Source organism: Oleiharenicola sp. Vm1 (assembly GCF_047777955.1).
Taxonomy (GTDB): Bacteria; Verrucomicrobiota; Verrucomicrobiia; order Opitutales; family Opitutaceae; genus Didemnitutus.
Genome location: NZ_CP180537.1, coordinates 2033939 through 2054742, shown reverse-complemented (window position 1 = coordinate 2054742; position 20804 = coordinate 2033939). Strand labels below are relative to the sequence as shown.

Below are 20804 nucleotides of genomic sequence, written 5' to 3'. Positions count from 1 at the left end.
CAGCGGTCAGATGTCGATCTCGATCCGGTTGGCGGCGGGTTGGAGCAGCGAGGAAATCACGGCCGCGGGCACGCGCAAGCCGCCGGCGCGGTAGGGATTCGCCTCGCGCGTGCCGTCGACGGGACGGCCGTTCACGCGCACGGCGCGCGGCGCGCTCGTGCCGTGGCGCACGCGATAGACGAGCTGCACCGGGCGGCCGCAGAGGTGCGTCGTGGCCGCGAGGCCGTCGAGGCTGGGCGGCAGCACCGGGTCGAACACGACGTCGCCGAACGACTCGCGCACGCCGAGCAGGCAGGCGCGGACCTTGTGCAGGAACAGGCCCGGACCGCTCGAGTAGAGCCGCCAGCCGCCGCGCACGGGCACGCGGCCGGCGCGGAGCTCCGGCCAGCGCGCCGCCGCCTCGACCCGGTCGGCGAAGTCCGCGTCGGAACTGGAGAAGTAGACGTTGCTCTGGCGCGCGACGGCGCGGGGAACCACCTGGTCGAGGCCCACCGGATTGACGACCTGCAGCGCCTCCCAGAGGCGGTCGGCGTCGCCGACCTTGGCCATGGCCTCGGCGTAGCGCAGGTGGGCGTGGACGTATTGCAGGCCGATCTCGCGGCCGACGTTCGCCGCGGTATCGGCGCGCTTGAAGAGCTTTTCCAGACCGCCGTGGTAGACGGCCGGCTCGCTCATGAGGCGGACGCCGTCGGTGAACTTGAGGTCGCGCTCGACGATGGCGAGGTGGCGCCGCGCCTCCTCGGGCGTGAACAGCTCGGCGAGCACCGAGCGCGTCATGGGCAGCAACCGGTAGCGAATGCCGGTCACGGTGTCGGCCGGATGCAGCAGCGGGCGCTTGGCGCCGTCGGCCTCATTGATGAGGAAGCCGGCGACGGTGCCGCCGGGCATCAGCTGCGCCGCGAAGTCCCGGCGCATGCGCGCGAGCAGGGCCTCGAGTTTCTCGGCGCGGGCCCCCTGCCCCGCCCGGCGGCTGACCGCCGCGAACTGCCGGAAGGTGTGGAAGGCCAGGCCGACCGTCCACGCGCTGATCATGCGCGTGCGCATCGCGGGATCGGCGGGCTGGAGCGTGTCGTCCCAGTCGCCGTCGCCGTAGTTCACCAGCGCGGTGCCGGGCACGAGGCGGCCCTCGACGTGGGCCACGACGCGGTCGCAGTGCGCCCAGAGGCTCTCCCGCGGCGCCGTCGGCGTGAAGGTCTTCGCGTCGGTGTAGCCGACCGCCTCCTCGAGGAACGCGAGGTCGTTGCTCGCCTCGACGTAGTCGCACAGCGCCTTCACCGGCCAGAAGCACACGTCGCCGTGACTGTGTGCCTGCTGGATGAAGTGGAACGGCGGAAACATGAACCACTGCGGCCACGCGCCGTCGACATGCTCGGCCTGGGCCGCCGGCCCGGCGTATTGCTGGGCGAACACCGTCGCGAGCACGCGCCGCGCGACGGCAAGCTCGCCAGCGGCGAGCAGCCACTCGATGGAGCCCTGGGTGACGTCGCGCACGCCCCACGCCGCGCCGCCGTATTGCTCGAGGCCGTGGGGGGCGGAGAAATGAATGGAGGCGTTGTGGGTGAACCACGGCAGCACATCGTCGACGCGCGCCACGCTGGCGTCGCGCGTGCCGCCGAGCCGCACCGGGGCGGCGGGCGGCAACGCCGGCGGCCGGCCGTAGTCGGCGCGGGCCGCGGCGACGGCGGCGGCGAGCGCCGCCGCGCCGTCGTGCGTGCCGGTGAGCGCCAGCGCGAAGCGCGCGGTCGCCACCGAGCGGAAGGCCGCGTAGGGCCCGCCGCGGGCCACGCCGTCGGCGTGGATCAATTCGTCGCCGCCGAGCGCGGCGAGTTGTCCCGGCTCCACCGCCGCGAGCGCGAAGGCGGTCGACGGCAGGTGCTGGGCCAGGAAGCCGGTCGCCGCCGGCAGGGCCGCGAGCCAGCCGGACGAGGCGTGCACCTCGAGCGTGCCGCGGGCGTCGAACTCGTTCGCGCCGAGCGCGAGCTGGTGCGTGACCAGGAATTCCTGCGGGGCGCCGTGGACGACCGAGAGCGTCAGGTAGCTCGCCGACAGCGCGGCGGAGCACTCGAGCACGGCCTCGAGCGTCGCGTCGGCCAGGCGGTAGATCCAGCGCACGCGGCCCGCCTCCATGGCGAAGGCGGACGGCACGCCCAGCTGCTGCCAGGCTCCGCCGCGGCGGACGAATACCCGCTGGCCGCTGGCGCGCGCGACGTTGAGCGGGTTGCGCACCACGGAGAGCAGGCGCGCGATGCTCGGGTTGCCGAGGTAAACCTGCGCGCCGAAGATGCCGGCGGCGTAGCACGTGACGCCGAACTGCGCGTCGTCGATCCAGCGCGAGTCGCCGTTGCGGAGGATGTGGCCGTGCGGACGGGCGACGAGCGCCTCCTTGGCGCGGAGCACGACGTGCGTCTGGTCGCCGCAGAAAAACGAGAGGAGGCGGCGCTGCGCGTCGAATTCCTCGTGCCGGCGCGCGCCGGGGAACCAGGCCGCGAGCTCGGCGGCCGTGGGACTGGCGCCGTGCAGCCACGGCGCGCCGGTGAAGACGGAGCCCGGCGCGCGGGCGAAGGCCGCGGCGCGCGGCGCGGCGGCCCAGGTGGCGGGCAGCACCTCGGCGAGACTCGCGAGGTCGGCGGCCGACGAGGCCGCCGGGTGATCCTCGACGAAGCGGCCGACGAAGGTCACGACCGCGGTGGCGCCGGGCGCGAGCGCCAGCGGCCGCGACTGGAGGCCGGCGAGCGCGCACTCGTATTGCAGGCGGCGCGACGGCAGCGCGGGTTCGCGCAGCGCGGCCGGCTCGCCGGTGAGGCGGAAATCGGAGCCGAAGAACTGGTAGCCGTCGGTGCAGAAAGCGGCGGCGCCCTCGGCGCACGCGAACGCGGCCCAGGGCCGGCGGCCGCCGGCGGCGGGCTGGTTCTGGCGCGCGAGGAGGACGGGGCCCAGCGCCGCGTCGGAAATGGGGAGGAGATCGAGGTATTGCGAGACGTAGGCCTCGTTGTTGCGCACCGCGCCCTCGTCGGCGAGGCCGAGGTCCTGGGCGTGGAAAAGGTCGCACGCGAGCGGTTCGCCCGACGTGTTGCGGAGCTGGACGCGCCACGCCCAGGCGGCGTGCTGCGGGTGGAGCGTCAGCGTCGTGACGCATTCGAGGCCGGCGCGCGGCTCGGCGCGCCAGACGGGGCCGCCGGCGGCAGCGAAAGCGACCTCACGACCGACCAGCGGCGCCGATCCGGCGACCTGGCCCGCGGCGTCCTGCCAGCGCACGAGCAGGCGGAAGAGGCCTTCCTCGGCGGGGCCGGGCAGCAGCTGGTTGAGGAGCGTCTCGCGGTGGCGCAGCGCGAACAGCGTGCCGGACGGCAGCAGTTGGGCGCGCAGTCCGCTGGCGGACGTGAGCTCGATGAGCCCGAAGTCGGCCGCGGCCGAGAGCGAGAGCGCGTGAGGGGAGACGGAACCCATGGACGGAGGACGAGGCGAGCGGCGCTCGCGGATCGGGAGAATAAGCCGGCGGCCGCCCCGCCCGAGGCCGGGCGGCCAGACCGGAGAAGGAGGCGCCGCCGCGAGGGCGGGCGCCTCCGGATGAACTTAGAACTCGAAGCGCGCGGCGAGACGGAACGTGCGCGGCGCCTGGAGGACGTAGCCGTCCTTGATGTGGCGGCCGGAGGAGTCGGTGTAGCCCCAGTGGTAGCTGGTGACCCACGGATCCTGGTCGTCGAGGACGTTGTCGATGTAGAGCGCGAAGTGCGTCGGGACCGAGGCGATCTTCGTGTGATACTGGAGCGTCAGGTTCGTCGTCAGGCGGGAGTCGCCGTAGTAGGTGACGTTGTCGTAGACCGCGGCGTAGGGCTTGGCGGCGTAGGTGACGCCGGCACCGGCCTCGAAGCCCTTGAGCATCCGGTCGGTGAACGTGTAGTTCGCGAAGAAGGCGGCGGTATACTTGAGCTGGCCGTCCTGCTTCGAGCCGGGCTTGGCCTGATCGAGGGCGTTCTGGACGTTCGCGATCTCCGAGCGGAGCGTGGTGCGCTTCGCGGCGTCGAGCGCGGCGTTGTTCACGACGGCGTTCCACGCGGCCAGGTTCGAGCTGAAGTAGGCGCGGCTGTCCGGGTAGTAGTCGACCTTGGACGTGTTCTGCGTGCCGTAGCTGGCCTGGAGGCGGAGGTTCTTGGTCGGGTTGGCCGTGATCTCGAACTCATAGCCCTTCACGTCGAGCGAGGTCGTGTCGGAGAAGGCCATGTTGCCGTTGCCCGAGTTGGTCGGGTTGCCCTGCGCCTCGTTGAAGCGCTGCCAGACGGCGCGGAAGCCGATCGGGTTCTCGACGAGGTGACCCTTCGACTGCGTGTCGTAGCGGATGAGGGTGGCGTAATACTTGTTGTCGCTGGTGGAGAAGCGCAGGCCGTATTCGAGGCCCTTGCCCTCTTCGGGGTTCGGACGCGCGCCGCTGAGGAGCGGCTGGGAGCCGGCGTGCGGCGGCTGGATGTTCTTCGAGTAGTTGGTCACGAGACCCACGTTGCTGGTGACGAAGTAGACGGCGCCGGCGGAATACGTGTCGCCGCTCTGCGACTCATGCACGATGTTGTCGGTCAGGTTCGGGCCGCGGCGGAGTTCGCGCAGGTCTTCCTTGTAGCGGTCGCGGCGGGCGCCGAGCGTGAGGGTGAGGGCGTCGTCGAGGAGGCGCGATTGCGACATCGCGGCGAAGTCGGTCAGCTTGAAGGTGTCGTCGAAGTCGAACCAGTAGCCGTCGGCCTTGGGCATGTAGGCGACCGCGCGGCCGTTGACGACCTCGGGGATGGCCATGACCTGGTTCGGCGTGTCGAGGTAGATGCGGCCCCAGATCATGTTCTGCACCCAGTCCGCCGGGTTGGTGATGGTGGTGCCGTTGCCGACCTGGCCCAGGTATTGGCGGGCGGACTGCTTGAGTTCCTTCTGCGAGGCGGAGACCGAGAAGAGTTGCTTCCAGGACTTGCCGAAGAGGGTCGAGTCGAAGTGGTAGTTCAGCTGGGCGCGGCCTTCGGTGACGTTGCGGCTCTGCGTTTGCTTGCTGAGGAAGAAGTCGGCGAACGCCTTGCCGTAGTTGGGATTCGCGGTGCCGTCCGGGAGCTGCTTGTTGATGTCGATCGCGGCGCCGCCGGTGCCTTCGTAATCCTTCGCGCTCTGGGTGTCGTAATAGCGATAGAACGCGGCGGTGAAGTCGAAGTTCTGGTTGATCCGTTGGTCGTAGGTGACGGTGAGGTCGCGATAGTCGATGTCGCTGACGCCGTTGCCATAGGTCCAGTCATTGCTCGGGCGGACCGGGATCTTGGAGGTGTCCTGATAGGTCGACTCCCACGGGAGCTTGATCTGCGTGGGATACCAGCCCTTGGAGGGCTGCCAGTTCAGCGCCTGGCCGGAGTCGGAAAGGCTGTTGCTGGAGGCGTAGCCGCCGGCCCAGCCCATGAGCTTCTTGCCGTCCGGCAGGCTCGGGATGTAGACCCAGAACGGATTCAGCCAGTCGCCCCAGGCGCCGGCGTTCTGGATCGGAACCGTGCGGGCGGAGCCGGTGGGCGCCGCGCCCCAGGTGTTCGATGCGGTGGTGCCGTCCCAGCCGGACAGCTTGTCGCCGATCGTGGACGAGATGAGCGTGCGGCGGATCTTGGCGTATTCGCCCTCGATGCGGAGCTGCGCGTCGTCGGTGATCTTCCACACGCCGGCGAGATCGACGGCCTTGGTGTGGTTCACGTCGTTCTGCCGCCAGCCGTGGTTGTTGTCGTTCACGGCGTTCAGGCGCAGCGCGAGCGTGTCGTTCACCTTGCGGTTGACGTCGAGCTCGTAGCGATTGGAGCCGTTGTCATCGATGGTGATCGCCGCGTTGACGAAATTGCGGTCGAGACGCGGGATCTTGGTGTAGGTGCTCAGCTGGCCGCCGACGGTGCCGAGGCCGAAGATGATGGAGTTCGGGCCGCGGAGGAACTCGATGCGCTCGACGTTGTAGGCGTCCTGGTTTTGGTAGAATGAGAAGTAATTGCGCGTCGGTCCGGGGCCGCCCTGCTCGCCGGCGCCGGCGCCGCGGTAGTTGAAGGCCCAGTCCTGAAAGGCCGCGCCACCGAAGCCCTTGCCGGCATTCAGGTCCTGCGGCACGACGTTGGGCGTCCACTTGAGCGCGTCGCGAACGTTCTGGATGCCGAGGTCGTCGATGAAGGTGCGCGTCAGCGACGACATGGAGGTCGGGGTGAACTTGACCGGCGTGTTCGTGCGACCGCCGGCCAGCGAGTCGACGGCGACGTAGCCGACGTCCTTGTCGGTGTTCACGACGAACGGCGTCAGGGTGTAGACGTCTTCCTTCGCCGGCGGAGTGGTCTCAGGCGCAGCAGCAGTCTGCGCCCGCAGGGCGGGCATGGCGCCCGACGTCAGCGCGAACGCCAACGTGATCATGCGGGGGATCGGGGTTTTCATTTCAGGTGTAGTTGCACGGGTTGGGTTTTGGTCTGGTTGTCAGAACAAAAGTCATTGCAGGCGGAGCACGCCGAGGCGGACGTGGCTCTCGTCCTCGCGCACGTAGGACCAGGTGAGCTTGATCGTGGCCTCCCACTCTTTCGTGCCCTCGGAAACCACCGCCGGGCACGCGCCCATCTCGAGGCCAGCCTTCGGGGTGACGCCGAGCGCGCTCCACGGGATCGAGGCTTCCACGGTGTAACCGTCGGCCGTGGGCGTGATCTTGCCGCTGCTGGTCGCATGATGGAAGAACTCCACGGCGTCCGCCGTGTTCTTCAGTTCCCAGTGATGCGAGCGGATAAAGCCGAACTGGTAGTCGCCGGCGCCGAGCCAGAGCAGGCCGTCGTTCGCGGGATCGAGGAAGACCTCGACCAGACGGTTGCGCTCGGCCGGGTATTGGTAGCCGGACGGCGTGTCGACCACGACAGCATGGAAGTGCAGCGCCGTCTGGTCCCAGGTGAAGGCGAACTTCAACTCGACCGGGGCGTCGCCCGGGCGCACGTCCGCGAGCGAGTCCTTGAACTCCAGGCCGGCGACGCGGTGCCATTCCCACTTCTCCCGCGGCTGGTCGCTGGCCACCGCGATCGCACGGCGGGCCGGCGGCAGCACGCGCGGGCCGAGCAGCTCGCGCTGCGCCACGACGGAGGTCTTGTCGCCGAACGCGCCCTCGACGAACTCCGGGATCGCTGCCCGCGCCTGCTTCGCCACCGCGTCGCGGCCGAACCACGCGCGCACGCACTCGCTGGAAAGGAGATTGGCGGCCGAGATCACCAGCGCCGCCTGGGCTTCGGCGCCGCCCTCGCTCTTGCGCGCGAGCGCGCCGGCAAAACGGTGCAGCACCTCTCCGGGAAAATGATCCAGCAGCAGCGCCAGCGTCATCGCGTCCGGGAGCTTCTCCGGCGCGGCGTCGAGGGTGGCGTAGGCCAGCTGCGAAGCCGACGCCCCGCTCAGGACCGCGCGCTCGTCGAGCCACAGGCCCGGGAGCACCGCGCCCGCAACGTCGCCGGACTGCAGCACATGCACCGCGCCGAGGGCCTCCGTCGTGCGGTCGAGTCCGGACCAGGCGCTCTCGGCGGCGCGCCCGAGGCCGATGCCGAGGAAGGCGCCGAGCCGCGCGAGCGAGCCGAGTTTTTCTCCCGGCCCGGGAGCCGACCAGGTCAGCGCGCCCAGGCGCTGCGTCGCCTCCGGCGCCAGCACCGGCAGCGCCTGCCGCGCCGCGATCAGACCGGCGGCGAAAAGGCTCGTGGCCGCGTCGCTGGACGGCGCCGTGGCGGAGATGAGCCGGCGGACCGCCTCCACCGCGTCGCCGCCGTCGAGGAGTCCGAGGCGGTGCGCCGCGAGGGTCGCCGTCAGCTGCAGGCCCGGGTCGGCGGGCGTCTGCTGCAATTGCTGCCAAGCGAGCGCGACGTGCGCGCGGAGGAGATCCTGCTCGCCGCGGGTGAGCGCGCGCCGCGTGGAGTAGAGCCCGGCCTTGGCCAGGCCGAGCTGCACCTCGGGGGCGCGCATGAACAGCCGCTGGATGAGTCCGCTGCGAAGGTTCTCCGCCTGGATCATCGAGATGCCCTGGTCGATGCCGAGCACGTCGGGGTTGACCCAGCCCGTCTCGGGATTGAACGCGTCGACGAAACCGTAGCGCTTCCAGATGCGGTCGCCGTAGGCGAGGCGCAGGTGGCGCAGCACGGCCAGCGTCTCGCGCGGCGCGAAAATCAGGGAGCCCGCCGCGGCGCAAGGCACGATCGTGCCGTCCAACGAATTGAAGCGCAGCGTCCGCGGCGGACCACCCCAAGCCTTGTAGCCGGTGGCGGAGTCGGAGGCGGTCAGACCCCACAGGTTCGCTCCCCAGCTGGGAAACTCGTTCTTCAGGTCGATGCTGAACTGCCGCTGCGCGAGCGTCGCCAGCTGCGAGTTCTTGAAGTAATCCATCGTCGCGTCGCGTCGGTCGCGCAGGTCGAGATAGCCCTGCGGGAACTGGTGCACGAAGAGCGGCGGCTCCTGCACGTAGACGAAGTCGCCGTAGCGGCCGAGCGGCTTGCGCTCCCACGCGCGCCAGTAGGCGGCCGGCAGCGGCTGCGGCGACACGCCCAGCGCGAGGAAGCTCATCAGCACGTGCTCCGAGTAGCGGTCCCAGCGGTAGCGCGAGAAGCCGGTCTCGTCGTGCCAGCTCAGCGCGACCTGCTTCCCGTCGTTGAGGAACCAGTTCCAGTCGACGTCGCCGAGCAGGCGGTTGACCAGCGCGGTGATCTCCGGGTCGGCGAAATACTCGCGCGCCACGATCGCGCCGGCGTAGACGAGGGCGGAGTCGATGGACGACAGCTCGCACTTCCACGCGCGCTCGCCCGTGTCCATCTCCATGAAATGATAGAAGAAGCCGTTGTGCCGCGGCGCCTCGTGGGCGAGGAAGCGCAGCTTCGCACGCACGCGCTCCACCGCGGCCGCGCGGTTCACCCAGCCGCGCTCCGTCGCGATCACCCAGGCGCTGAAGGAGAAGCCTGACGCCGCGATGCTGGCCTTGCCCGCGCTCTCGGCGCCGTCGGCCCGGGCGCGATCGCGGACGAGCCCGGTGCGCGGGTGCGCCTGCTCCTGGAAGAACCGGAACGCCGTCCGCTCGATGTCATCCAGCAGCGTCTCGTCCTCCGGCGAGAGGGTCGCCGCGCGGGCGGGAGCGGAGAGAAGCAGGACCGCAGGCAGCATGAAGCAAAGCGTGCGACGCAGCGCCGGCCAGACGGCGAAACGGGAGACGAACAGCATGGTGTGGGTGCGATAACAGGGCGCCGCAAGCGCGCCGGGGATGGCGGACAGTTTCATGACAACGTTTGCAAAGCAAGGCCAAAAACGCCGCACGACTTGTCATTGGAGCCGAACGAACCGCCTCGGGCTATTTCCGGTCCGCCGTGCGCAGCGGCCGCGTGGACTCGCGAATCATCATCGGCGCCGGCATCTCGTCGAGCATCACGCGGGCGGCGGCGCCGGGGGAATTGGCCGCCTCCACCACGAGGCCGACGGCGCGCTCCGCCATGTCGGCCAGCGGCTGGCGCACGGTGGTCAGCGCCGGCTGGCAGGCGGTCGCCCAGATGCCGTCGTCGAAGCCGACGACGGAAAGATCGTCCGGGCAGCGCAGGCCGGCGACGTGCGCGGCGTTGATCGCGCCGAAGGCGATCTCGTCGTTGGCGCAGCACACGGCCGTCGGGCGCTCGGCGCACTGCAGGAACTTCGTGATGCCGGCGCGGCCGGTCTCCGCGCTGAAATTCCCCTCGAAGATCCACTCGGCCCGCGGCTTCACCCCGGCCTTCTCGAGCATCTCCAGGTAGCCGCGGCGCCGCTCGTCGGCGTCGCGCGAGCCGGCCGGGCCGAGCAGCAGGCCGATCTTCCGGTGGCCGAGCTGCAGCAGGAGGCTGGCGACCGAGCGGGCGCCGGCGAGGTTGTCCACCCCGACGACCGGCACGCCGAGGTCGGCCGCGCGCACGCCGGGCGGCAGGGCCGACTTGGTCAGCACGAACGGCCGGCGGTAGCCCTTCAGTTCCTGCACGTCGGCCTGCGACAGCGGCTCGGCCAGGTAGATGAGCCCCGAGGAGTTGAGCGCCAGGTGCTGCATCGCCTCGCGGAAGCTCGCGCCCTCCTTGCGGCGGAGCGTGCAGATGTGCACCCCCACCCGCGCGCGGCGGCGGCGTGGAGCGTGCCGGCGAGAAAGCGGCCGTAGAACTCGGAGAAGAAAATGTTTTCATCCAGCGGCACGACCACCGTGAGGGTGGTGTTCACGCCCTTGCGGAGCATGCGCGCGCCGAGGTTGGGCAGGAAGTGCTGCTTCTCGGCGAGGTCGAGGATCTCCTTGCGCCGGTCCTCGCGCACGAGGTGCGCCGTCTCGGGACGGAGGGCGCGGGAAACCGTCGACGGCGAGACGCCGAGCTTGGCGGCGATCTGGACGATACCGGTCTTGTCGAGCCGTTGGGAGCGGCGGGGGGCATGGGTGCGAGCATCGTGCAGGTCTGCGGGCGCCCGGCAAGCAAACGTGTGCAAAGAGGGATTGCCCGCGTCGCGGCGCCGGACCTAGCGTGCGCGCATGAACGCTGTCGTCGCCCGCCTCGCGCGCCTGGCGCTGCCGGGGCTCCTCTGCGTCGCCGCGCCCGCGGCCGAGCTCCGTCCCCCACCCGCCTGGCTCGAGCAGGCCGTGTTCTACCAGATCTACCCGCAGAGCTACGCCGACTCGGACGGCGACGGCATCGGCGACCTGCGCGGGATCATTCAGAAGCTCCCCTACCTGCACGACCTCGGCGTCACCGGCATCTGGCTGAATCCCTGCTTCGTCTCGCCCTTCCGCGACGGCGGCTACGACGTCGCCGATTTCTACCGCGTCGCGCCCCGCTACGGCACCAACGACGACCTGCGCGAGCTCTTCGCCGCGGCCCGGCGGCTCGGGATCCACGTGATGCTCGACCTCGTGGCCGCGCACACCTCCGACCAGCATCCGTGGTTCCGCGAATCCCAGCGGGCGGCGAGGAACGCCTACACGGACTGGTATATCTGGACCGCCGGCGTCGGGCAGCTCTTCGCCCCGAACCAGCAGGTGGTGGTCGGCACCGCCGAGCGCAGCGCGAACTACATCGCCAGCTTCTATTCCTGCCAGCCCGCGCTCAACTACGGCTACGCCCGGCCCGATCCGGCGCAGCCGTGGCAACAGCGGGTGGACGCGCCCGGTCCGCTGGCGGTGCGCGCCGAGCTGAAGAAGATCATGCGCTTCTGGTTCGAGATGGGCGCGAGCGGCTTTCGCGTCGATATGGCCGGCTCGCTGGTGAAGAACGACCCGGACGGCACCGCCACCGCCGCGCTCTGGCGCGAGTTCCGCGAGTGGATGGACCGCGACTATCCGGACAAGGCGATGGTCTCCGAGTGGTCCGAGCCGCAGCTCGCGATCCCGCAGGGCTTCCACATGGATTTCCTCCTGCAGTGGACGAAGCCGGGCTACGCGTCCGTCTTCCGCGAGCACGGCGGCCAGCCGGCGATCTTCGACCGGCGCGGCACGACGCCCTTCCGGAAATTCCTGACCGAGTTCGAGCCGCTCCTGGCCGCGACCCGCGGGCGGGGCTTCATGGCGCTCCACACCGGCAACCACGACACGACGCCGCGCCTCGGCAACGGCCGCGCGGCCCGCGACCTCGTCGTGGCGCACGCCTTCCTGCTCACCATGCCCGGCGTGCCGTTCCTCTACTACGGCGACGAGCTCGGGATGCGCTCGCCGCCGTTCACCGTGAACCGCGAGGGCGGCTACGAGCGCACGCCGGCGCGCACGCCGATGCAGTGGGACGCCACGCCCGGCGCCGGCTTCTCCACCGCCCCGCTCGAGAAATTCTACCTCGCGGTCGATCCGTCGCCCGAGCGGCCGAACGTCGCCGCCCAGCTGGCGGACGCCACCTCGCCGCTCCGCGCCGTGCAACGCTTCATCGCGCTGCGTCGCGCCCATCCGGCGCTGGGGGCCAGCGGGGATTTCCGCGCGCTGCTCGCCGACGCGGGCCAGCCGATCGCCTACCTCCGGACCCGTGAGCACGACCGCGTGCTGGTCGCACTCAATCCCACCGACCGCCCGCTCGCCGGCGTCCTCCCGGCGGATCTCGACCTCTCGCACGCGACGTCGCTCGACGGCGAAACGCACGCGCTCGCCGGTGCGGCCGGCGCCTGGCGCGTCGAGCTGCCGCCGCTCAGCTACGCGATCATCCAGCTCGCACGCTGAGCCGCGTCCGCGGGACGTCACGCGAATGCGACGGCGCGCCACGCAGATCCGCGCGGCTTCGCGGGCGGGCGCCGCCTCACTTCACCGGCTCGGCATCGGGCTTGAACCCGATCTTCGCGAGCGCGGGCGCGATCTCCGGATTGGCCATGAAGTTCTTCCAGACCAATCCCGAGCGGTGGTTCTCGATCATGACGACGATGGGCGCCTGGTTGAGCGCCATGTAGTCCTCGTCGAACCAGTTCCAGGTCTCGTTGAAACCGTCGTGGAAACCGAACGTGCCCCAGACGCGGTCGCCGAGGTCGCGGTAGAAGTGCTTCAGCGCGGCGAGCGACTCGTCGGGCGTGTAGGGCATGGACGAGAGCGAGGCCATGACGTTGATCGTGCCGTTGTCGTCGCGGGGCTCGGGCCGGCCGCCGCCGTTGTTCACGCCCGCGGAGCGTCCCCAGCAATCCGGACCGTAGCCGGCGTAGCCGCGCGGATTCGCCATGCAGTAGGCGCGCGCGATGCGGGCGATGGCGCGGTTGTTCTTGAAGTAGTTCGTATAGGCGTCGCGTTTCCCGCGCGGATCGAAGCCCAGATAGGAGAAATGGGTGAAGAACAGCTCCGCGCCGGGCCCCTCGCCCACCTCGAGCTTGATGCCGTAGTAGGTGTTCCCGTTCACGAAGTGGTCGCCCTGAGTCGTGCGACTCCAGCCGCGACGATAGCGCACGGCCAGGTCGGACTGCCCGGCCCAGCCGGTGTGATATAGGCTCGCGGGCACCGGATGCGTGGGCGACGCGATGGCGAGCAGGTAGATGATCATCGACTCGTTCCAGCCGACGAGCGGGTGGTTGATGTGGAAGCCGTGGTCGGGCGACCAGTGCCACCAGAGGAAGTCGCTGTCGGGCTCCTTGCGGAACCACGGCCACTCCACCTCGCGCCAGAAGCGCGTCACCGTCTCGCGGATCGCGCGCTCGGCCGCGGTGTCGCGGTCGAAATACTGCCGCGCCGCGAGCAGACCCTGCATCATGAACGCCGTCTCGACGAGGTCCGCGCCGTTGTCGTAGATGCCGAAATACGGGATCACCTGGCTGTTTCGCGCGTCGAGGAAATGCGCCCACGCGCCGTGAAAACGCGGCGCGGCGTCGAGGAAACGCAGGATCCTCTGCAGCCGCTCCGTCGCCTGCTCGCGCGTGATCCACTGGCGCTCGGTCGCCACGAGCAGCGCCATCACGCCAAAGCCGTTGCCGCCGAGCGCCATCAGGTTCCGGTCGCCGGGCAGAATCTCGGGCGCGAGGCCGGAATGCGCGTGCCCCGCCTCCCAGTAGTAGCGGAAGCACGCGAGCTGCACCATCTCGAGCAACTCGTCGTCCGTCATCGGGCGCGTCGTCGCCACCGCGGAGGGCGCGCTCAGGGGCGACTCGCGCCCGTCGAGATCGACCGCCGTCACCCGGTAGCTGGCGCGCTTCCCGGGCGCACCGGCCCAGTCCATGAAGCGCGTCCAGGCGTTGCGCTGCGTGCCGACAGGCTGGTAGGTCGTGCCGTCCTCCGAGCGATAGATGCGGTAGGCGAGCACGTTCTCCGAGGGACTGGGCTGCCACGACACGTCGAAGTGCCGCTCGTAGCCGGTGACCTGCACGGCGCCCGGCGCCGCCGGGGCCGGCGGCGTCGCGGCCTGACTGTCGACGATCATGAAATCATCGACGTAGAGCGTGTGCTCGCCGCCGTCGTCGAGTCCCTGGGTGAAGATCACGGCGACCGCATCCTGCATCTTGAACGTGCGGTCCGACGTGTCCCGGAAGATCGAGTGGCGCCCGTCCAGCGCGAGCTTCACCCGCACCCACTGCTTCGCCGGCAGCCGCGCCGTGCCCTGCACCAGCGTCTCGGGCGCGGCCCAGTTGTTGGCCGCGTCCTGCATCGTCACCCGCGGCGAGTTCTCGGCGGTGATCTCCGTGTCGGACCAGCACCAGAACGCCAGCGTGTCGCCGTCCAACTTGAGTTTCCGCCAGTCGCGGCCCGGATCCTTGATCACCGCGTGCCACGCCCCGCCGCTGGCGGACTTCCAGTGCAACTTGAGCGCGTTCGGCGGGCTCACGAAGCGCTCCGTCGTGGTCGGAAGCCGCTCGCCCAGGCGCTCGAAGGTGCTCGGCGCGACCACGCCGGCCTCGGTGTTGTAGTAGCCGCCGTTCGCCGGGCTGTTGTCGTAGAGCACGTGGAGGTCGTAGTCCGGCAACGCCGCGCGTCCCGCCCCCACCCCGCCCGCCAGTGCCAGCCAGCCCGCGAAAACCAGTGCCTGCAAACGTTGGCATTTCATGCCGCGAAAAAGCACCGCAACGCGCGAGCGCGAGCCTGAATCGGTTGCCCGGAGGATTTTCCGCGCTCCGCGCCGCCAGGCTCAGGCGTGCAGCGCGGAGCGCACGGCGGCGGCGACGCGCTCGACGTCGGCGGGCGCGATGCCCGGATGCAGCGGCAGGGAGAGCACCTCCGCGCAGGCCCGCTCGGTCTGCGGCCGCCCCACCTCGGCGGCATACCCGGGCTGCCGGTAGACCGGCACGGGATAAAGCACGCCGCAGAAAATGCCCTGCTCCTCCAGCGTCGCCCGCAGCGCGTCGCGGCGCGGCGTGCGCACTACGAACTGATGCCAGACGTGGGTGCGCCCCGGCGCCACGACCGGCAGCTGCAGCGGTGCGCCGGCCAGCAAGGCCGCGTAACGCGCGGCCAGCTGCCCGCGGGAGGCGTTCTCCGCCGCGAGGCGCGGCAGACGCGCGCGCAGGATCGCCGCCTGCAATTCGTCGAGCCGGCTGTTGCGCCCGTGCTCATCGCTCACGTAGCGCGTGCGCCAGCCGTATTGCCGGAGCCGTCGCACGCGCTCCAGCGCCGTCGCATCGCCGCCGACCACCGCGCCGCCGTCGCCGAGCGCACCGAGGTTTTTGGTCGGATAAAAGCTGAACGACGCCAGGTCGCCCCACGTGCCGGCCACGCGACCGGCCACCGTCGCGCCGTGCGCCTGCGCGCAGTCCTCGAGAACCTTGGCGCCGTGCGCACGCGCCAGCTCGACGATCGCCGGCATGTCGCAGGCCTGGCCGTAGAGGTGCACCGGGACGACCGCCCGGATCCGCCGCGCGCCATCCGCGCGCAGCGCCTCGGCCAGCGCGGCCGGGCTCATCAGCATCGTGTCGGACTCGATCTCGACGTAAACGGGCTCCGCTCCGGTCGCGACAATCGCGGCCACGGTGGCGGTCACGGTATTGGCAACGGTGGCGACGCGATCGCCCGGCCCGATGCCGAGCGCGCGCAGCGCCAGCTCGATCGCGTCGGTGCCGTTCGCCACGCCGGCGCAGCCGCCGGCGCCGAGAAACGCCGCGAACTCCGTCTCGAAGGCCGCGAGCTCGCGCCCGTGGATGTAGGTGCCGCTCTCGAGCACGCGCGCGATCGCGGCTTCGATCTCGACCTTGGCGGCCAGGTAACCGGCCTTCGGGTCGGCGGAATAGAGTCGGCGAGGAGAGTCAGCCATCGGATGATTCAAAGTCGGATCTGCGCCAGCCAAGCCGCGTGCTCGCGATGCCAGGCGACGGTGCGGCGGAAGCCCTCCTCGACCGAGACCTGGGGACGCCAGCCTAACAAACGGCCAGCCTTGGTGATGTCGGCCCAGGTCTGCTGCATGTCGGCCGCGTGCGGCGGCCTGCCGACGAGCCTGGCCTTCCGACCGAGCGCTGACTCGATGCAGCCGATAATCGCGTGCAGGCTGACGGGATTGTTGCCACCACCGAGGTTGACGATCTCGTAGCCGACTGGCTTTGCCGCCAGCACCGTGCCGTGCGCGATGTCGTCGACGAAAGTGAAGTCTCGTGCCTGGGTGCCGTCGCCGAAGAGCTCGATCGGTTGCCCGCGGGTGATCCACTCGATAAACCGGAACGGCGCCATGTCCGGGCGCCCCGCCGGTCCGAACACCGTGAAGTAGCGCACGACCGTCGTGTCGAGACCGTAGAGCTTGTGGTAGGTGTAGGCCATCAGCTCCGCCGCCTTCTTCGTCGCGGCGTAGGGCGAGAGCGGCGTGTTGACCGGCTGATCCTCCGTGAACGGCATCGGACATCCGGCGTAAAGCGACGAGGTCGAGGCCAGCACCTGCTTGCGCACGCCGTGGCGGCGCATCGCCTCCATGACGTTCAGCGTGCCGTGGGCGTTGGTCGAGAGGTAGACGTGCGGGTTCTCGAGACTGAAACGCACGCCGGCGCGCGCCGCCAAATTGAACACGGCGTCGAACGGGAACTCCGTGAACAGAGCCTCGAGCGCCGCCAGATCCTCGAGGTCCAGCGCGCGGAAGTGGAAGCGCCCGTGCTTCACGGCCCGGCCCGCGTAGCGCGACGTCACCGCCGCACCGGGCAGGAATTGCTCCGTCGCGCCGAGCAGGCGGGCGAGCCGGTAGTCCTTCAGTCGTGGATCGTAGTAGTCGTTCAGATTGTCGACCCCCACGACGGTGTGGCCGTCCGCGAGCAGCCGCTCGCAGACTTTCGAGGCGATGAAGCCCGCCGCACCGGTGACCAGATAGACCATGCGCGGCGAGCTTGGGCGGCGCCATGGCCGACTACAAGCCCGCGTCGCCGCGGGCGGCCGCCTCCGTTCCCTCAGCGCGCCGCGCGGGCGGCGAGGTATTGCTTCACTTCGGCCAGCGAACGGGTGTTGAACACGTTTTCCTTCGTCAGCCAGCCCTTGCGGGCCGCGGCCACGCCGGCGCGGAACCATTGCAGCTGGCCGGTCGCGTGCGCGTCGGGGTTGATGCTCGTGAGCAGCCCGCGCTCGGCCGCGCGCCGCCACAGGCGCCAGTCCATGTCGAGGCGCCACGGGGCGGCGTTTAACTCGATGATCACGCCGTGGGCGATCGCGGCATCGATCACCTTGTCGGCATCGACGTCGTAGCCCGGCCGCTCCAGCAGCAGGCGGCCGGTCAGGTGCCCGAGCATCGTGACGCGCGGGTGCTCGATCGCCCGGATGATGCGCGCAGTCATGTCCTCGCGGCTCTGCTTAAATGACGAGTGCACCGATGCGACCACGTAATCCAGGGTCGCCAGCACGTCGTCGGCAAAATCGAGCCGCCCGTCCGGCAGGATGTCCACCTCGCTGCCGGCGAAGACATGCGTCGTGAATTTCTTCGCCGCGTTCAGCTTCCGGATCGCCGCGACCTGCGCGGCCAGCCGCGCCTCGTCGAGACCGCGGGCCTGGAAACTGGATTTCGAGTGATCGGCCACGCCGAAATATTCCCAGCCAAGCTCCTGCGCCGCGCGCGTCATCTCCTCGAGGGTGTTGTGGCCGTCGGACTCCGTCGTGTGGTTGTGGAACACGCCGCGCAGGTCGCCTTCCTCCAGCAGGCGCGGCAGCGGCCCGGCCTCGGCGGCCTCGATCTCGCCCAGGCCCTCGCGCAGTTCGGGCGGGATGAAAGGCAGGCCGAGCGCGCGGAAGAGCTGCTCCTCCGTCGCGATGTCCGTCTGCCGTCCGCGGTCCTCGGCCTTCTGTTTCGCCGTGCCCTCGCCTTCCGCGGGCACGAGTCCCCACTCGCTCATGCTCAGCCCGCGCTGCAGGGCGCGGTGGCGCATCTGGACGTTGTGGTCCTTCGACCCGGTGAAGTGGTGCAGCGCGAACACGAACTGCTCCGGCGGCACCATCCGCAGATCCGCCTGGATGCCCGATTGGAGGCGCACACTGGCCTTCGTCTCGCCGTGTGCGGTGACCTCCTTCACCTCCGGCCGCCGCACGAACCAGTCCGCCACCGGCTGCGGGTCGCGCGTCGCCACGAGGAAATCCAGATCGCCCACCGTCTCGAGCCGGCGGCGCAGGCTGCCGGCGTGCTCCGCCTGCTCGACCTGCGGCAGCGCGCGCAGCCCCGCCAGGATCGGCTCCGCCGCCTGCCATGCCTCGAACCAAACGTGGCGCTTGCCGTAGGCGACGCGGTTGGCGATGCCCTCGAGGATCTTCGCCTGCGTCTTCTCGCCGAAGCCCGCCAGCGCCGCCACCGTGCCCGCCCGGCACGCCGCCTCCAGCTTGGCGATCGAGTCGACGCCGAGGTGCTCGTGCAGTGCCTTGATCTTCTTCGGGCCGACGCCGGGGATCTCCAGCAATTCCACCAGGCCGGGCGGCAGCGACGCCTTCAGCTTCTCGTAAAACTCCAGCTTCCCCGTCGTGTGCAGCTCGCCGATCTTCTGGGCCAGCGCCTCCCCGATGCCCTTCACCTCCTCGAGCGTGCCGGCGGCGACGCGCGCGGCGATCTCTTCCTCGCTCAGCGACTCGATCAGGCGCGCGCCCGTGACGTAGGCGCGGATCTTGAACGGATTCTCGCCCTTCAACTCGAGCAGCGTCCCGATGTCCGTGAGCACGGCGGCGATCTCGGCTTTTTTCATCGCGGCAACAGTTAGGCCGATCCGCGGCCCGCGCCAGCGCGAAGCTGCGCCTCGGCCCGCGCGCGCAGCTGCGGGCGGTTCAACTTGCCCGCCTCGCTCAGCGGCCAGTCGGCGAGCGCCAGGTAGTCCTTCGGCCGCTGCGGCGCCGACAGCTCGCGCTGCGCCGCGACCCGCGCCCGCGCGACGTCGAAGCCCTCGCCCGCCGCGAACAGGGCCACGACGCGCTCGCCCCACTCGCGATCCGGGACGCCGATCACCGCCACGCGCGCACAGCCCGTCGCGGACTTCAGCACGGCCTCGACCTCCAGCGGCTGCACCTTCTCGCCGCCGGAGATGATCACCGCGTCGCGCCGCCCCAGCACGTGCAGGCGCCGCGCGGCGTCAAAGCGCCCGACGTCGGCCGTCGCGAACATCGTCCGCTCGTGCCGCCAGTCCGGGTAGTAGCCGCGAAACACCGAGCGCCCGCTGATGCAGATGACGCCGTCGTCGCCCAGCTCGACCCGGGCATGTGGCATCACCCCGCCCGCGCTGCGCTCGCCGCGCGCGAATTCCTCCGGCCGCAGCGCCGCGACCATCGCCGCGGTCTCCGTCATGCCGTAGCTCAGCGCCAGCGGCACGCGCGCCTCGGCCGCGCGGTCCAGCAGGTCCGGCCACGCCGGCGCCCCGCCGAGGAAAACGATCCGAAAGCTCCGCAGCCACTCGACCGCCGCCGGCTCGCGGAGCAGCCGCTCCAGCTGCGTCGGCACGAGCGAAACCACCCAGCCATCGGCCTGCGCCGGCAATGCCGGCCGCTCGCCCGCCTCGATCGCCTTCCAGCTCGCCGGGCGGAACTCGCCGCCGGTGACGGCGCAGCGCATCCAAGCCATGAAGCCGCTGACGTGATGCAGCGGCAGCAGACCGAGCGCGTTCACGCGCGCGAGCCCGAAGTGCGTGGAAAACCCCTGCACCGCCGCCACGATCGTGTAGCTGTCGTGCCGCGCAAACTTCAACCGCCCCGACGAGCCGCCGGTCGGAATCATCAGCCAGCCGAGGCCGAGCTGCGCCTTCGTCGCCTCGGTCGGCGCCAGCGGCAGGCGCGCGCACTCCTCGCGCTCCGCGGCGCTCCACGCCGGGTTGCCCAGGAAAACCTCGCCCGTGCCCGCCACCGCGCGCGCGAACGCCGCGCGAAACTCGCCGGAGTCCGCCGCGCTGACGAGCGTGCGGCGTGCCTCGGCGACCGGGCCGGTCCCGAGCAAGCGCGCTAGCTCGCGGCGTTCCATAGGACCTCCGGATCGACGGCGTCGCCCCACGCCGCATCGAGCAACGGCCCGATCGCCGGGCCGTCCCATGCGCGCTCGCCGAAAATTTCGCCCACGCCGAAGCCGAGCGGCCGCTCGGTCAGCTTTTCGGCGAACGCTGTCCGCAGGATCTGCGCGCGCGCGAGCGCCGACTCGATGGCGCTCGACAGCACCAGGTCGGGCTTCGTCGCGCGCGCCCACGCGACCAGCTCGTCCAGCGGACCGGCGAGGGCGGGCTTCACGACGAACACGCCGCTCCAGCCCCGCGCCTGCCACTCGCGCGCCGCGGCGAGGTGCGCGACCGACTCGTCGAGGGCCAGCTTCACCGGGTAATCCTCCGCCAGGCCGAGGAGCGTGTCCGTCTTCAGCACCGGCTGTTCGACGAACTCCACCGGCCGCTCCGCGCAAAACTCCAGCCAGCGCGTCGCGTCGCGATTCGACCACGCGCCGTTGGCGTCGAGGCGGAGCTTCGCGTAGCCCGGCAGACGCGCGAGCAGGTCGTCGAGCACGGGCATTTCCTCTTCCGCGCGCTCGACGCCCACCTTCCACTTGAAGGCCAGAAAACCCGCCTCGAGCTTCGCCTCCGCCGCCGCGAGCGCCGCCCGGCCCGCCGGCAGCAGCGCCGCGACCGGCAAACGCAAACCCGCGGCCGGCGCGGGGCGCGCGGCCTGGTTGTCCTCCCGCAGGTTCGCGAGTGCGAAGCGCACGCAGCCCATCCGCTCCGGCACCGCCGCCAACGCGCTGGCGTCGAGCGTGTCACCGAGCCGGGCGCAGACCTCCCGCGCCTCCGCCAGCGTCTCGGAGCCGAACCAGGGGATCGGCGCCACCTCGCCCCAGCGCACCGTGCCGTCCTCCGCCTCGGCCCGCAGCAGCAGCCCCTCGCGCTCCGTCCACCGGCCGTGCGCCGTGCGCAACGGCGCGCGCAACGGGCGCCGGTAGGTGCGGAAGCTGAAGCGCAAGGACATCCGCACCAAGCAA

General features: G+C 70.7%; 12 protein-coding genes. 1 reads left to right on the top strand and 11 read right to left on the bottom strand.

Annotated elements, in window-relative coordinates; genetic code table 11:
- Positions 1–6: 6 nt before the first annotated feature.
- From ACMYLB_RS10400 to ACMYLB_RS10380, 5 genes are all read right to left on the bottom strand, one after another.
- Positions 7–3447 carry a GH36-type glycosyl hydrolase domain-containing protein gene (locus tag ACMYLB_RS10400; protein WP_415910844.1) on the bottom strand — a complete coding sequence of 1147 codons (3441 nt, stop codon included), beginning with the start codon at positions 3445–3447 and terminating at the stop codon, positions 7–9.
- Positions 3448–3573: 126 nt separating this feature from the next.
- Entirely contained in the window at positions 3574–6417 is a 2844-nt protein-coding gene (locus ACMYLB_RS10395) for a TonB-dependent siderophore receptor (RefSeq protein ID WP_415910843.1), read from the bottom strand.
- Between the two features lie 51 nt (positions 6418–6468).
- The gene (locus ACMYLB_RS10390) at positions 6469–9261 is read right to left on the bottom strand and encodes a glucoamylase family protein (protein WP_415910842.1); all 2793 of its coding nucleotides are present in this window, start codon (positions 9259–9261) and stop codon (positions 6469–6471) included.
- A 70-nt stretch (positions 9262–9331) separates the two neighbouring features.
- Entirely contained in the window at positions 9332–10048 is a 717-nt protein-coding gene (locus tag ACMYLB_RS10385) for a LacI family DNA-binding transcriptional regulator (RefSeq protein WP_415910841.1), read from the bottom strand.
- Positions 9970–10470 (bottom strand): hypothetical protein, encoded by a 501-nt coding sequence (locus ACMYLB_RS10380; protein WP_415910840.1) that lies wholly within the window; start codon positions 10468–10470, stop codon positions 9970–9972. The genes ACMYLB_RS10385 and ACMYLB_RS10380 overlap by 79 nt, the downstream gene beginning before the upstream one ends.
- A 43-nt stretch (positions 10471–10513) precedes the next feature.
- Between ACMYLB_RS10380 and ACMYLB_RS10375 the strand changes: the two genes are divergently transcribed.
- The gene (locus tag ACMYLB_RS10375) at positions 10514–12178 is read left to right on the top strand and encodes an alpha-amylase family glycosyl hydrolase (protein WP_415910839.1); all 1665 of its coding nucleotides are present in this window, start codon (positions 10514–10516) and stop codon (positions 12176–12178) included.
- A 76-nt stretch (positions 12179–12254) separates the two neighbouring features.
- Here the strand turns inward: ACMYLB_RS10375 and ACMYLB_RS10370 are convergent, their stop codons facing one another.
- From ACMYLB_RS10370 to ACMYLB_RS10345, 6 genes are all read right to left on the bottom strand, one after another.
- Positions 12255–14471 (bottom strand): glucoamylase family protein, encoded by a 2217-nt coding sequence (locus tag ACMYLB_RS10370; RefSeq protein WP_415910838.1) that lies wholly within the window; start codon positions 14469–14471, stop codon positions 12255–12257.
- 81 nt (positions 14472–14552) lie between these two features.
- Positions 14553–15671 carry a DegT/DnrJ/EryC1/StrS family aminotransferase gene (locus ACMYLB_RS10365; RefSeq protein ID WP_415910837.1) on the bottom strand — a complete coding sequence of 373 codons (1119 nt, stop codon included), beginning with the start codon at positions 15669–15671 and terminating at the stop codon, positions 14553–14555.
- Between the two features lie 8 nt (positions 15672–15679).
- Positions 15680–16711, bottom strand: a complete 1032-nt coding sequence (locus tag ACMYLB_RS10360) for an NAD-dependent epimerase/dehydratase family protein (RefSeq protein ID WP_415910836.1) — start codon at positions 16709–16711, stop codon at positions 15680–15682.
- Positions 16712–16782: 71 nt separating this feature from the next.
- Complete coding sequence (gene polX, locus ACMYLB_RS10355; RefSeq protein ID WP_415910835.1) at positions 16783–18549, bottom strand: DNA polymerase/3'-5' exonuclease PolX; 1767 nt, start codon at positions 18547–18549, stop codon at positions 16783–16785.
- Positions 18550–18560: 11 nt separating this feature from the next.
- Positions 18561–19784 (bottom strand): AMP-binding protein, encoded by a 1224-nt coding sequence (locus ACMYLB_RS10350; RefSeq protein WP_415910834.1) that lies wholly within the window; start codon positions 19782–19784, stop codon positions 18561–18563.
- Between the two features lie 5 nt (positions 19785–19789).
- Entirely contained in the window at positions 19790–20791 is a 1002-nt protein-coding gene (locus tag ACMYLB_RS10345) for an o-succinylbenzoate synthase (protein ID WP_415910833.1), read from the bottom strand.
- Between the last annotated feature and the right edge of the window lie 13 nt (positions 20792–20804).

Excerpts from the sequence above, each read along its gene's own strand:
- polX (WP_415910835.1), bottom strand. The coding sequence starts at position 18,549 with ATGAAAAAAGCCGAGATCGCCGCCGTGCTCACGGACATCGGGACGCTG.
- ACMYLB_RS10385 (WP_415910841.1), bottom strand. The coding sequence starts at position 10,048 with ATGCAGCACCTGGCGCTCAACTCCTCGGGGCTCATCTACCTGGCCGAG.
- ACMYLB_RS10400 (WP_415910844.1), bottom strand. The coding sequence starts at position 3,447 with ATGGGTTCCGTCTCCCCTCACGCGCTCTCGCTCTCGGCCGCGGCCGAC.
- ACMYLB_RS10365 (WP_415910837.1), bottom strand. The coding sequence starts at position 15,671 with ATGGCTGACTCTCCTCGCCGACTCTATTCCGCCGACCCGAAGGCCGGT.
- ACMYLB_RS10360 (WP_415910836.1), bottom strand. The coding sequence starts at position 16,711 with ATGGTCTATCTGGTCACCGGTGCGGCGGGCTTCATCGCCTCGAAAGTC.
- ACMYLB_RS10375 (WP_415910839.1), top strand. The coding sequence starts at position 10,514 with ATGAACGCTGTCGTCGCCCGCCTCGCGCGCCTGGCGCTGCCGGGGCTC.
- ACMYLB_RS10345 (WP_415910833.1), bottom strand. The coding sequence starts at position 20,791 with ATGTCCTTGCGCTTCAGCTTCCGCACCTACCGGCGCCCGTTGCGCGCG.
- ACMYLB_RS10390 (WP_415910842.1), bottom strand. The coding sequence starts at position 9,261 with ATGAAACTGTCCGCCATCCCCGGCGCGCTTGCGGCGCCCTGTTATCGC.
- ACMYLB_RS10395 (WP_415910843.1), bottom strand. The coding sequence starts at position 6,417 with ATGAAAACCCCGATCCCCCGCATGATCACGTTGGCGTTCGCGCTGACG.
- ACMYLB_RS10370 (WP_415910838.1), bottom strand. The coding sequence starts at position 14,471 with ATGAAATGCCAACGTTTGCAGGCACTGGTTTTCGCGGGCTGGCTGGCA.